A 12,364-nucleotide genomic window follows, 5' to 3' on the forward strand; every position below is an offset into this window, starting at 1 on the left:
CGGCGGTGACGGAGTCAACCAAGAACTCGTCTCCGGGGAGATCACGGCATAAGCCGTAAAGCCGTTGCGCAGGGAAGGCCGGGTGTTCACCGCTGCCCTGTATGCTCGTGTGCAGCCTACTTAGTGCAAACCGCACACGGGACCGCGGGTGCAGCGCGCACCCGGTCTTCCCTGCGCCCTCTCTTTGGAGGGCAAGGAGTTTTGGCAGAGCTCGGGCGCATCGCGTCGCGAGAATGCGAAACCGCGTTTTGGATGATGGTCGCACAACAAACACCGCCGTCGTCCCGGCCTTGAGCCGGGACCCATAACCACAGGAAGAAGTTTTGCGAACGGTCTCTGCTTCTGAGACTTCATCGAGAGATCACGCGGTATGGGTCCCCCGATGCGCAATTGCGCATCTGAGCTCAAGGCCGGGACGACGATCCGATACCCGCAGCGCGGGTGAACTCCGTAAATCCACGTGGCGCTACGTCGTTTCCCTGTCGCATCGCGCTGCTATCCGCTTTTGCAGGGGCGCGTCATCGATTCGCGTGGGGCTATCAGTCGCGTCGGTTGTCATCGCTCCGTCACAGGAACCTGTTAGGTGCACGGCATGGGTAGTGACTCCTCGAGTGAAGAGAGCCCGGAGCGGCGCTTTCGCACTTTGTTTATCTCCGACGTCCATCTCGGAGCCCGCGGCTCGCAAGCCGACCGGTTGCTGGACTTCCTCAAAAGCCACGACGCCGACACCATTTATCTCGTCGGCGATATCGTTGACGGCTGGGCGCTGAAGTCCAACTGGTACTGGCCGCAATCGCATAACGACTTCGTGCAGAAAATGCTGCGCAAGGCGCGCAAGGGCGCCAAGGTCGTTTACGTGCCGGGCAATCACGACGAGTTCCTGCGCAACTATTACGGCACCCATTTCGGCGGCATCGACGTGGTGGAAAACACCATTCATGAGGGCGCCGACGGCAAGCGCTATCTCGTCATCCACGGCGACATCTTCGATCTCGTGGTGCAGAACGCGCGCTGGCTCGCCCATCTCGGCGACAAGGCCTATGATTTCGCCATTCAGATGAATCGCCTGGTCAACTTCTTCCGGCGCATGTTCGGCGTTCCCTATTGGTCGCTGTCGCAATGGGCGAAGCTGAAGGTCAAGAACGCGGTGAATTATATCGGCGCGTTCGAAAAGACCCTGGCCGGCGAAGCGCGGCGTCACGGCGCCGATGGTGTGATCTGCGGCCATATCCACTACGCCACGATCCGCGACGAGCACGGTATCCGCTATATGAACTGCGGCGACTGGGTCGAAAGCTGCACCGCGCTGGTCGAGCACGAGGACGGCCGGTTCGAAATCATCACCTGGGCGGATCCGCAGCGCCGGCTGGCGCCGGTTCCCCGCGTCGCGGCGCGCGCGGCATGACGCATATCCTGGTCGCGACCGATGCGTGGCATCCCCAGGTCAACGGGGTGGTGCGGACGCTGACCATGATGGCGGAAGCCGCCAAGGGCTTCGGCGTCGATGTCAGCTTCCTGACGCCACAATCGTTTCGCACCTTTGCGATGCCGAGCTATCCGGATTTGCAGCTCGCGCTGCCTTACCCGGCGAAGATCGCGGCGCTGATCGAAGCGGCCAGGCCCGACAGCATTCACATCGCGACCGAAGGCCCGATCGGGTTATTGGTTCGTCGTTATTGCCGCAAGCACGGGCTGCCGTTCACCACGAGCTTCCACACGCGCTTTCCGGAATACGTCTCGGCGCGCTCGCCGATCCCGGAAAGTTGGGTCTGGCGCGCGCTGCGCTGGTTTCACTGGCCGAGCCAGGCGGTGATGGCGGCAACGCCGGCGCTTGCAGCTGAATTGCGCCAGCGCGGATTTCGCAATGTGGTGCTGTGGTCGCGTGGCGTCGACACCTCGCTGTTTCATCCGCGCACCGCAGACCTCTGTCTGCCGCAGCCGGTGTTCCTCAGTGTCGGCCGCGTCGCGGTCGAAAAGAATCTCGAGGCGTTCCTCGACCTCGATCTGCCCGGCACCAAGCTTGTTGTCGGCGATGGGCCGGCCCGCGTGGCGCTGGAGCGGAAATATCCGGACGCGGTGTTCCTGGGCGCCCGGCACGGCGAGGAACTGGCGGAGATTTACGCGGCCGCCGACATCTTCGTGTTCCCCAGCAAGACCGACACCTTTGGCCTGGTGCTGCTGGAAGCGCTCGCCAGCGGCGTGCCGGTTGCCGCTTTTCCGGTCACCGGTCCCCGCGATGTGATCGGTGCGGCGCCGGTCGGCGTGCTGAGCGACGATTTGCGCGCCGCCTGCCTCGATGCGCTGCAGATATCGCCGCAGGCCTGTGTGGAGTTTGCCGCCGCCCACACCTGGCAGGCCTCGGCGCGGGTTTTTGTCGACCACGCCCTCAATGTCCGGGCCCCGGGCTCCGAAGGCGAGGTGGTCGAGTTTGTGGAAGACCCGCATTTCGCCGCCTGACTTCACCGGATTGCGTCTTGCCGGCCTGTCCACGGACGCGATACAAAGCGGTCATGACGGATCAGGCCTCGATGGCACCGATTGGAGCCGCAGATATCGATGCGGCGGCGCGGGTGGTTGCGCCCTTTGCGGTGCGAACGCCGCTGCTGTCGTTCCCGGTTCTCAACGAACGCGTCGGAACCAAGGTCTTTCTCAAGCCGGAAATGCTGCAGCGGACCGGTTCTTTCAAGTTCCGCGGCGCCTTCAACAAGCTCGCCTCGATCCCGCAGGCCGAACGCGGCGGCGGTGTGGTCGCGTTCTCGTCCGGCAACCACGCCCAGGGCGTGGCGGCGGCGGCGCAGATACTCAACATGCAGGCGACCATCGTGATGCCCAAGGACTCGCCGCTGACCAAGCGCGAGCGCACCAAGGGCTATGGCGCCGAGGTTGTGCTCTATGACCGCGACAAGGAAGATCGCGAGGCGATCTCCAGGGAGATCGCGAGCAAGCGCGGTGCAACCCTGGTGCGTCCCTATGACGATCCCTTCGTGATCGCGGGGCAGGGCACCGCGGGCCGCGAGATCGCGGAGGATATGACTGCGCTTGGCCTGATGCCCGACATCGTGGTGGCGCCGGCTTCCGGCGGCGGGCTGATCGCGGGCGTTGCGACGGCCATCAAGGCGCGCTTTCCGCAATCGACGCTGATCGTCGCCGAACCCGAGGGCTATGACGATCACGGTCTCTCGTTGCGCGCCGGCCATCGCGAAGCCCATCATGCGGCCGATCGCACCATCTGCGACGCCCTGATGGCCGCGATCCCCGGCGTGATGACGTTCTCGATCAACAGCAAGCTGCTGGCCCAGGGCGTGGTCGCCTCCGATGCCGAAGTCGGGGCGGCGGTAGCCTATGCCTACCGGGAACTGAAGCTGGTGGTCGAACCCGGCGGCGCCGTCGGCCTTGCCGCGTTGCTGGCCGGCCGGATCGATGTGCGCGGCAAGAACGTCGTCATCGTTCTCTCCGGCGGCAATGTCGACGCCGACCTGTTCGCCAAGCTGGTCGCCTGATTGGGTGCGACCGGACGCCGCAGGTCATGCGGCTCAGCGCCTGAACCCTCCGCCGCCAAACGAACGGCCACCGCCAAACGAACCGCCGCCGCCGAATGAGCGGCCACCACCAAACGAATGCCGCGAGTGAGCAAACGAGCTACGCGAGTGGTTCGCGGCGAAGCGGTGGCTGGAATGGCTGTGCATGCCGCCGCCCATCCTGCGCGGTCCGCGGTCGTGGAATCGGCTCTTGCCATGCATGTGATTGGCAGGGGCGTGGGCGTTCATCCTGGAGGAGGTGTGGGTGAACCTGCCCGGCCTGTGGCCGTGCATCGAGGCGGACGCATTCATTCCCTTTGCCGATGAGGCCAGGGATGGCGCCCGATGGCCGTGCGAAAAGCCATGTCCATGATGGCCCGAATGCTTCGACAGGCGGTTGAAGTGCATCAGCGGAACGTGTCTCGGCTGTGCTTGCAGCCTCAATGCGGTGCGCGCATACGGACTATCGGGGAAGCGGTCGCGGAACGACCTGTAGCCGCCAGATGTGTTGGTGAGCACCGCCTTGTGCCATGCATATGACTGCCGGTAGTTGCCGAGCAGCACGCGGACGCGATCGGACAGCGGGTCGGACGGATACAGCTGAATGAATTCCTCATAATGTTCGGGCGAACCTTCCGACAGGACGTAATCATAGGCCTGACGCACCGAACGCGAAGGCAGGTTCGACGCCATCTGGACCACCGGGCCGCGATCGGGCGCGCGGGTTGCCGCGACAGCCGTATCGCCGAAGAAATAGAAGTCGTTGGTCAGCGACGAGCTTTCCCACGGCGTCTGCCGGCCGCCGGTGGCGTTGTTCACTTCGAGACGAACGCGCTTGAATAATTGCTCGATCGGCAGATTGGGCTGCCGCGCGATGTTCAGGAATGCCGACGTATAGGGGCTGTGATTGCCATCGCCATCATGGGCGACCATGCCCGGCGCCGTCGAATACCCGACGATCGAGCCGGCCGGCGCATCGACCATCGCAAGGCCGCGCCCGGAATCGTCGACGTCGGGAAAGGGATTGTTGCGGCAGGCGTCGAGCACGACGATCCGCATCCGGCTCGTGATGGTTTCCAGCGTCCCCATCAGGTCGACCAGACGCAGCGAATTGCTGTCGAGATCCGACAGCTTGGAAATTCTCGCGTCGATCGGCAGCAGGTAATTCTCGCCCTCGAGCTGCACGCCGTGCCCGGCATAGTAAATCATGGCGACGGCATTGGGTCCGCGATCGGCAACCCGGTCAATGAAACCCTCCACCGCCTTAATCATGTCGCTGCGCGTCAGATCGGTCGCCGTGATGACTTCAAAGCCCGCCGTGTTGAGGAGCTGCGCCACCGATCGCGCATCGTTGCTCGGATTGGCGAGCCGCGGCGCGACCTGGTAGTTCGCGTTGCCGATCACGAGCGCGACCCGCTGCTCGGCCGGCAGCGATCGAACGCCGTCGCTGATGGCAGCGTTCACCGCCTCTGCAGAAGCGGTGCTGGTGTGCGCCAAGCTCAGCAGGCTGCCCAACAGACCGGCGCAAAGCGCCAATGATTTGAACCCTGGCATGAGTGTCCTCCATCCAATCTCAAGGCGAGATGTCCGGCGGACAGGCTAGTTTGGGGTGTGGGTGCTGTACGTGACCTCGGTCACTGTTCGATTTCGGGAGCCGGGGAGGTCGGCTTCACGAGAAGAACGCGATCTTCTCGGCCTGGCTCATGCGCCGGATCGGGGCCAGCGGATCATTGCCCGCAACAGGTCTGCGCACGATGCCGCTGGCGATGATCGACGAGCCGAGCGAGACTTCCAGCGCCGGTTCCGGCATGGCTTGGGCAACCGGCTGAGGTGGTGGTTGAACCGGCGGCGCGACCGGTGCGGACATCATTGGCTCGGGCAATGCAGCGACGATTTCGGGCGGGGCCGGAAGCGGCTCGACAATCTGAGCCTCCTCAACAACCGGCTCCGCAAACCGGGTTTCCTCAACCATCGGCATTGCGATGTGGGCTTGCTCGATCTCCGGTTCGGCGAACTCATCGTCGTCGATGGGATCGGGCGCGCCCATCTCCATCGCGATCATGTCGAGGACTGCCTCGTCGTGGGCGTCGGCAGCCTCGGCGGTGAGTTCAATCCCGGCCGTCTCGGCGGTTTCCACTTCCTCCAGCGCGGCCTCGGCCTGGGAGACCACAGCTTCGGCGATCACAACTTCAGCGGCGACGGCTTCGGTGGCCGGAGCTACGGCGTCGGTCGAAAAGGCACTGGTTGCAGCCTGAGTTTGCGAGGCGGGCGCTTCCTCGATCATCTCGGCGACCGCCGGGGACTCATCCTGCGCCACGGGGGCGGGCGTCTCTTCATCACTGAATTCTGCGATCCGTCCGGCAAGCGAGGCGAACGCGGCCTCCAGCGCCGCTTTGGCCTCGTCGGAGGAGATTTGCTCGGCGCCCTTCTCGATGACCTGAACCTGCGAATCGATCAGGTCGCAGATTCGGCTGTCATTGCCGATTTCCCGCAACCGCCAGGCAATCTCGCGAATCACCCGCGCGCCTTTGCGCACCGGCGCCAGCTTCTCGTTCAGCGCCAGTCCGTCGATCGCCCCCATCGCCGAGGTCTGCGCCGCCTCCAGCGCCCCGCGAATCGCAATCAAGGCCTCAACTAACTTGGCCTCGGCGAGGCTATTGTCCGCGACGGCGTCCGCCGCCGCTCGCTGTGCGTTGGCAGCTTCGCGCTGTGCGTTCGCAGCCTCCCGCTGGATGGCAAGGCTCTCTTCCTTCTGCGCGGCCAGGCTTTGCTCGATCCGCGCCACCGCGTCGAGCACCATGCTGGTGTCGGCGTTGCGGTTGCGCTTAGCATATTCGCCGAGAAACCAGCGGCCGCGCGAAGTCTCCATGAAGGCTTCGCTGATCGCAGCATAGTCTTCCTCACCCGGCAGCGCGGCGCGTGCTGAGATCGGCGAAAGGGCGAATGCTTCGTCGGCCATGCTAAACTCTTCGCGCAAATCACCGCGCGTTGCGATAACGAAACAACACGATATCGGGCGAATCGCAATTGAATTGATGCCAAGCGAATCACAAATCCCCATCGCATCTCAAGGCGCATCGAAGCGATTCGCGGCGCGGCTGGCGCTGTTCTACGGCGCGACGTTCGGGACGATGGGCACCCATCTGCCGTTTTTCACGCTGTGGCTGAAGTCGGTCGGCATCGACGCCTTCTGGATCGGAATCATTTCCGCGGTTCCTGCGGTGACGCGATTTACCGTGCTGCCGTTCGTGACCGGCGCCGCGGGGCGGCGCTATTCGCTGCGCGCGGTCCTGATCGTCACCGCGACCGCCACCGCGCTCGGCTTTGCGGTGATCGGCACGCAATATCTGCCGCTCGCGGTGCTGCTCGCTTATGCCGTGACCTGCTGCCTGTGGACCCCGATGGTGCCGCTGACGGACGCCTATGCGCTCGGCGGGGTGGCGCGCTATGGCCTGAATTACGGACCGCTGAGGCTGTGGGGTTCTGCAGCCTTCGTGGTGGGCGCATTGATCTGCGGCCTGCTGGTCGATTTCATTGCAGCTAGCCAGCTGATCTGGGTCATTGCGGCGGTAGCGGCGCTCGGCGCCGTCGCGAGCCTCGGGCTGCAGCCGCTGGACCGGCCAAAACCGCAGGCGACCGCGGTGCTTGGCGCGAGCGCCTTGCTGCGCGATCCCGGTTTCCTCGCCATCATCGTCGCGGCCGCGCTGATCCAGGGCAGTCACGCCGCCTACTACGCCTTTGCTTCCATCACCTGGCAGGCGTCCGGCCTGGACGGTCTGACCATCGCCGGCCTGTGGGTGTTGGGCGTGCTCGCCGAGATCGTGGTGTTCGCGCTCTCGCCGCGTTTCACGCTGGCCCCGGCGCTGCTGGTGGTGATCGGCGCGCTCAGCGCGGTGGCGCGCTGGCTAATCACCGCGCAGGAGCCGTCAGTCGTGGTGTTGTCCCTGGTGCAGCTCGCGCATGGCCTGACCTATGGATTGACGCAGGTCGGCGTCATGGGACTGCTGGTGCGTCACGTGCCCGGCCATGTGATGGCGCGCGGGCAGGGCTATCTTGCGGCCTGCGGCGGCATCGTCAGCGGCACGGCGTCGGTGGTGTCGGGATTGGTCTATGCGGGCTATGGGCAGCGGGTCTATTACGTGATGGCGGCGATGGCACTGCTGGCCGCGATCGTGATGTGGCTGGCGCGGCACCGGCTGACAGCGTTTTCAAGCGAAGTGGGCACCGGTTCGCGCTAGAAAACGCGTCAAAAATAGAATCTACCGCATCAGCCCCAGAGCGCGACTTCCGGCGGATAGACCAGACTGCCTTCGTAGCGCAGCCCGTCCTCGCGGTCGTGCGCGAGCAATAGCGGGCCGTCGAGGTCGACGAAGCGCGCGTGTTGCGCCAGCAGCATTGCAGGGGCCATCGCGAGCGAGGTGGCAACCATGCAGCCGATCATGATTTCGAAGCCGAGTTCGTGGGCGGCATCGGTCATATCAAGCGCTTCTGTCAATCCGCCTGTCTTGTCGAGCTTGATGTTGACGGCGTCATAGCGCTCGCGAAGGCCGCTGAGCGAGGCGCGGTCATGCACGCTTTCGTCGGCGCAGACCGCGACCGGCCGCCTGATGCGCGCCAGCGCACCATCATGGGCGGCGGCAAGCGGTTGCTCGACCAGCGTCACGCCGAGTTCGGCGCAGGCATTGAGGTTCCGTTCGAGATTGTCCGAGGTCCAGGCCTCGTTGGCGTCCACGATCAACTCGGATTCGGGGGCGGCCTTGCGGACGGCGGCGATCCGCCGCTCGTCGCCGTCGCCGCCGAGCTTGATCTTGAGCAGCGGGCGGCGCGCGGCCCTGGCGGTCGCTGCCGCCATCGCCTGCGGCGTTCCGAGCGAAATCGTGTAGGCGGTGGTGCAGGCTCGCGGCGCCGGCCGGCCGAGCAGGGTCCAGGCGCGCTGGCCCCTGCTTTTGGCCTCGAGGTCCAACAGCGCGCAATCCAGCGCGTTACGGGCGGCGCCTGCTGGCATCGCGGCCTGCAGGGCCGTTCGGTCCAATCCCCTGGACAGCGGTTCCTGCATCGCCTGAAGGGCAGCCAGGGTCGCTTCCACCGTTTCGCCATAGCGGGGATAGGGAACGCACTCGCCGCGCCCGGTATGGCCGCCATGGCTGACTTCGGCGACGACGGTAACCGCTTCCGTCTTGGCCCCCCGGCTGATGGTGAAGGCGCCGGCGATCGGCCAGCGCTCGATATGGGCAACAAGCTGTCGGGCAAATTCCTGGGATCGGCCGGAAGTCATTTTAAAATCTGGCAATTTCTGAACCGTGAGCTTGCCCCCCGCTACCAACTATGGCTGGTTAGGGACAGATTCTACAAGGCAGTGCGGCGTGCCGGACCATACCTATTGCATGACTAGCGAGCCAACCGGGGGGAGGGCATCGTGAGCGGCGATCCGACACTGGAGCGGATAGCCCAAGGCAACGGGCTTGCGCTGTGCGCTGCCGGTTCGTGGACGGCCCGCTTTGCCCCGGCGCTCGAGAAAATGGTGGCCGACGCCGAGAAGCTTCGCGGCAGCCGCGCGAACATCTTCATCGACGTCTCACAGGTGTCGAAACTCGATACGTTCGGCGCCTGGCTGATCGAACGGCTGCGCCGCAGCCTGACCGATGGCGGCATCGAGGCCAAGATCGCCGGCCTGTCGGCGAATTATTCCAGCCTCGTCGACGAGGTGCGCCGGGTCAAAGCCGACCCTGTCGTCCAGACCCGTTCGGTGACGATCACGGGCATGCTGGAGCAGATCGGCCGCAGCGTCGCCGGCGTCGGCGGCACCCTGGTCGGGTTGATCGAGATGCTCGGCGCGGTGCTGGCGGCGGCCGGCCATGTCCTGATTCGTCCCCGCGGTTTCCGCCTGACCTCCACCGTTCATCATCTGGAGCAGGTGTGCTGGCGCGCGGTGCCGATCGTGGTGCTGATCACGTTCCTGATCGGCTGCATCATCGCGCAGCAGGGCATTTTCCATTTCCGTCAGTTCGGTGCCGATATTTTCGTGGTCGACATGCTCGGCGTGCTGGTGCTGCGCGAGATCGGCGTGCTGCTGGTGGCGATCATGGTGGCGGGGCGTTCGGGCTCGGCCTACACCGCCGAACTCGGCTCGATGAAAATGCGCGAGGAGATCGACGCGCTGCGCACCATGGGTTTCGATCCGATCGAGGTCCTGATCCTGCCGCGCATGCTGGCGCTGGTCATGGCGTTGCCGATTTTGGCTTTCCTCGGCGCGATGGCAGCACTCTATGGCGGCGGTCTCGTGGCGTATCTCTATGGCGGCGTCGAACCGGAAGCCTTCCTGCTGCGGCTGCGCGACGCCATCTCGATCAATCATTTCATCGTCGGGCTCATCAAGGCGCCGGTCATGGCCGCGGTGATCGGCATCGTGGCCTGTGTCGAGGGGCTTGCGGTTCAGGGCAGCGCCGAATCGCTCGGACAACACACCACGTCGTCGGTGGTGAAGGGAATTTTCCTGGTCATCGTCATGGATGGCGTGTTCGCCATCTTCTTCGCATCGATCGGAATGTGACCATGGTGGGCGAGATTTCCGACGCCATCATCCGGGTCCGCGACATCACGGTGCAGTTCGGCAAGACGCGGATTCTCGACGGGCTCAATCTCGACGTGAAGCGCGGCGAGATCCTGGGCTTTGTCGGCCCGTCGGGCGCGGGCAAATCCGTGCTGACGCGCACCATCATCGGCCTCGTTCCCAAGGTCGCCGGCCGCATCGAAGTGTTCGGCGTCGATCTCGACAAGGCCTCTACGGCCGAGCGGCGCGGGGTCGAACGGCGCTGGGGCGTGCTGTTCCAGCAAGGCGCGCTGTTCTCCTCGCTTACCGTGCGGCAGAACATCCAGTTCCCGGTGCGCGAATATCTCAACCTCTCGCAGCGCCTGCTCGACGAGGTCATGGTGGCCAAGCTCGGCATGGTGGGCCTGAAGCCCGAAGTCGCCGACAGGTTTCCGTCCGAGCTTTCCGGCGGCATGATCAAGCGCGTGGCGCTGGCGCGCGCGCTCGCGCTCGATCCGGAACTGGTGTTCCTGGACGAGCCGACCTCGGGCCTCGACCCGATCGGCGCCGGCGATTTCGACGAACTGGTCCGCACCCTGCAGCGTACTTTGGGGCTGACCGTTTTCATGGTAACCCACGACCTCGACAGCCTTTACACGGCTTGCGACCGTATCGCCGTTTTAGGGAACGGTAAGATCATTGCAGCAGGATCAATTGCCGACATGCAGGCCTCGCAGCATCCATGGCTGCAGCAATATTTTCACGGCAAACGCGCCCGCGCTGTGATGGGCTAGAGCGTTTTCGAGCGAAGCGGGTACCGGTTCGCGTGAAGAAAACGCGTCAAAAGGATAAAGTCGGGCGCCTGGTTCTGATCAGAACCGAGCCCCAGTACCGGAGTAGTTTGAGTTATGGAAACGCGGGCGAACTACGTCCTGATCGGAGCCTTCACCCTGGCGGTGATCGCGGCGGCGTTCGGATTCGTACTCTGGTTCCAGAGTCTGCACACCACCAAGGCGCGCAGTCCGCTGCGGGTGATTTTCGAAGGCCCGGCGACCGGCTTGCGCAATGGCGGCAGCGTCAATTTTAACGGTATCCGGGTAGGCGAAGTTGTCCGCGTGAAGCTGGACAACCCGCGTCGCGTCGTCGCATTGGCGATGGTCGAGAACAACGCCCCGATCCGCAAGGACACCCTGGTCGGCCTCGAATTCCAGGGACTGACCGGCGTGGCTGCGATCTCGCTCAAGGGCGGCGAGGAGGGGGCGCCACCCGTGCCGCTGGACGAGGACGGCGTTCCGGTTTTGACCGCCGATCCGGCCGCGCTGCAGGACGTCACGGAGTCGATCCGCGCCACCTTGCAAAACGTCAACCGGATCGTCGCCGACAACCAGGAGTCAGTGAAGAACTCGCTGCGGAACCTCGAGACTTTTACGGGAGCGCTCGCGCGCAACTCCGAGAAGATCGACAACGTCATGCTCAAGGTCGACGGCGTCATGCTCAAGGCCGACAATCTCATGCTCGGCCTCAACACCATCGCGGGCGGTGCCAACGGCGGCGAGTTGAACCTGATGGTGAAGTCGATCCGCGAACTGGCTGACGATCTAGACAAGCGCACGGGCGCGCTGATTTCCGATGGCCGCCGTACGCTCGCCGACATCAGCCGCGCGGTGAACAATTTCGACCGCAATCCGAGCCGGGTGATTTTCGGCGGCAGCAACAACGCCGCGCCGGCGCCGGAAGCCGCGCCGCCACCAGCCAGGCCGGCCGCGCCCAGACCGCCCGCTGCGGCTGCAGCGCCGAGCGGGCAGAAGCGGCAGTAATTGTAGATCGCTAATCGCTGTGAACTCCGTCATTGCGAGCGAAGCGAAGCAATCAGTCGCGAGTTGATGATCATTGGAATTCAACCTGGATGATCTAAATTAATCAGCATGGCTAGGAACCTGAATCAGCCGCCTCGAAGCCAGCGACGCCTCGCCGCTGCAAGCGCCGTCAAGGGCAACTTGACCGGTGAAGCCCTGATCGCGGCGCTGCAGGCGTCGCCGCTTCGCGAGATCGATATCGAGCCAATGCGGACGCCGATGCCGGTGCGTCGCCCGGATCGGCCCTTGCCCGCCGCCGCGCCGAGCAGACAGAAGCGGCAATAGGTATCGGCAAATAGGGAATGTTGAGTAGCAGCGAGAAATCGCCGCGAGAGCCGTCATTGCGAGCGAAGCGAAGCAATCTTGCCGCGTCGGAAGAATGGATTGCGTCGTCGCTGCGCTCCTCGCAAAGACGCAAAACAAAACGGAGGCCGTGAGGCCTCCGTTTTTATCTCGTAAGC

The 12,364-nt window shown here is 64.4% G+C and carries 11 protein-coding genes; 8 read left to right on the forward strand and 3 right to left on the reverse strand.

Going from position 1 to position 12,364, the window contains the following annotated elements; genetic code table 11:
- Nucleotides 1-592: 592 nt before the first annotated feature.
- From JQ558_RS35535 to JQ558_RS35545, 3 genes are all read left to right on the forward strand, one after another.
- Nucleotides 593-1,405, forward strand: a complete 813-nt coding sequence (locus tag JQ558_RS35535) for a UDP-2,3-diacylglucosamine diphosphatase (protein ID WP_192737752.1) — start codon at nucleotides 593-595, stop codon at nucleotides 1,403-1,405.
- Nucleotides 1,402-2,457 carry a glycosyltransferase family 1 protein gene (locus JQ558_RS35540; RefSeq protein ID WP_212296599.1) on the forward strand — a complete coding sequence of 352 codons (1,056 nt, stop codon included), beginning with the start codon at nucleotides 1,402-1,404 and terminating at the stop codon, nucleotides 2,455-2,457. The genes JQ558_RS35535 and JQ558_RS35540 overlap by 4 nt, the downstream gene beginning before the upstream one ends.
- Before the next feature lie 71 nt (nucleotides 2,458-2,528).
- Nucleotides 2,529-3,500: a threonine/serine dehydratase gene (locus tag JQ558_RS35545; protein WP_409363442.1), complete on the forward strand. Its 972-nt coding sequence runs from the start codon at nucleotides 2,529-2,531 to the stop codon at nucleotides 3,498-3,500.
- Between the two features lie 33 nt (nucleotides 3,501-3,533).
- Here the strand turns inward: JQ558_RS35545 and JQ558_RS35550 are convergent, their stop codons facing one another.
- Nucleotides 3,534-5,072 (reverse strand): caspase family protein, encoded by a 1,539-nt coding sequence (locus tag JQ558_RS35550; RefSeq protein WP_212296600.1) that lies wholly within the window; start codon nucleotides 5,070-5,072, stop codon nucleotides 3,534-3,536.
- Nucleotides 5,073-5,187: 115 nt separating this feature from the next.
- Nucleotides 5,188-6,477, reverse strand: coding sequence for a hypothetical protein (locus JQ558_RS35555; RefSeq protein WP_212296601.1), 1,290 nt, complete (start codon nucleotides 6,475-6,477; stop codon nucleotides 5,188-5,190).
- Nucleotides 6,478-6,553: 76 nt separating this feature from the next.
- On the opposite strand from JQ558_RS35555, the gene JQ558_RS35560 reads away from it, so the two are divergent.
- Entirely contained in the window at nucleotides 6,554-7,756 is a 1,203-nt protein-coding gene (locus tag JQ558_RS35560) for an MFS transporter (protein ID WP_212214309.1), read from the forward strand.
- Nucleotides 7,757-7,785: 29 nt separating this feature from the next.
- On the opposite strand, the gene dgcA is transcribed toward JQ558_RS35560, so the two are convergent.
- Nucleotides 7,786-8,793 carry an N-acetyl-D-Glu racemase DgcA gene (gene dgcA, locus JQ558_RS35565; RefSeq protein ID WP_212296602.1) on the reverse strand — a complete coding sequence of 336 codons (1,008 nt, stop codon included), beginning with the start codon at nucleotides 8,791-8,793 and terminating at the stop codon, nucleotides 7,786-7,788.
- Nucleotides 8,794-8,934: 141 nt separating this feature from the next.
- Between dgcA and JQ558_RS35570 the strand changes: the two genes are divergently transcribed.
- From JQ558_RS35570 to JQ558_RS35585, 4 genes are all read left to right on the forward strand, one after another.
- Nucleotides 8,935-10,068 carry an ABC transporter permease gene (locus JQ558_RS35570; RefSeq protein ID WP_212296603.1) on the forward strand — a complete coding sequence of 378 codons (1,134 nt, stop codon included), beginning with the start codon at nucleotides 8,935-8,937 and terminating at the stop codon, nucleotides 10,066-10,068.
- A gap of 2 nt (nucleotides 10,069-10,070) precedes the next feature.
- Complete coding sequence (locus JQ558_RS35575) at nucleotides 10,071-10,841, forward strand: ABC transporter ATP-binding protein (RefSeq protein ID WP_212264242.1); 771 nt, start codon at nucleotides 10,071-10,073, stop codon at nucleotides 10,839-10,841.
- Nucleotides 10,842-10,955: 114 nt separating this feature from the next.
- On the forward strand, nucleotides 10,956-11,864 hold the full coding sequence (locus tag JQ558_RS35580) for an MlaD family protein (protein WP_212214300.1): 909 nt from the start codon (nucleotides 10,956-10,958) through the stop codon (nucleotides 11,862-11,864).
- A gap of 180 nt (nucleotides 11,865-12,044) precedes the next feature.
- Nucleotides 12,045-12,188, forward strand: coding sequence for a hypothetical protein (locus JQ558_RS35585; RefSeq protein ID WP_212274776.1), 144 nt, complete (start codon nucleotides 12,045-12,047; stop codon nucleotides 12,186-12,188).
- Nucleotides 12,189-12,364 lie beyond the last annotated feature (176 nt).

The organism is Bradyrhizobium sp. AUGA SZCCT0160 (genome assembly GCF_018130105.1).
Lineage (GTDB): Bacteria > Pseudomonadota > Alphaproteobacteria > Rhizobiales > Xanthobacteraceae > Bradyrhizobium.

Excerpts from the sequence above, each read along its gene's own strand:
- JQ558_RS35575 (WP_212264242.1), top strand. The coding sequence starts at position 10,071 with ATGGTGGGCGAGATTTCCGACGCCATCATCCGGGTCCGCGACATCACG.
- JQ558_RS35560 (WP_212214309.1), top strand. The coding sequence starts at position 6,554 with ATGCCAAGCGAATCACAAATCCCCATCGCATCTCAAGGCGCATCGAAG.
- dgcA (WP_212296602.1), bottom strand. The coding sequence starts at position 8,793 with ATGACTTCCGGCCGATCCCAGGAATTTGCCCGACAGCTTGTTGCCCAT.
- JQ558_RS35580 (WP_212214300.1), top strand. The coding sequence starts at position 10,956 with ATGGAAACGCGGGCGAACTACGTCCTGATCGGAGCCTTCACCCTGGCG.
- JQ558_RS35555 (WP_212296601.1), bottom strand. The coding sequence starts at position 6,477 with ATGGCCGACGAAGCATTCGCCCTTTCGCCGATCTCAGCACGCGCCGCG.
- JQ558_RS35550 (WP_212296600.1), bottom strand. The coding sequence starts at position 5,072 with ATGCCAGGGTTCAAATCATTGGCGCTTTGCGCCGGTCTGTTGGGCAGC.
- JQ558_RS35540 (WP_212296599.1), top strand. The coding sequence starts at position 1,402 with ATGACGCATATCCTGGTCGCGACCGATGCGTGGCATCCCCAGGTCAAC.
- JQ558_RS35535 (WP_192737752.1), top strand. The coding sequence starts at position 593 with ATGGGTAGTGACTCCTCGAGTGAAGAGAGCCCGGAGCGGCGCTTTCGC.
- JQ558_RS35545 (WP_409363442.1), top strand. The coding sequence starts at position 2,529 with ATGGCACCGATTGGAGCCGCAGATATCGATGCGGCGGCGCGGGTGGTT.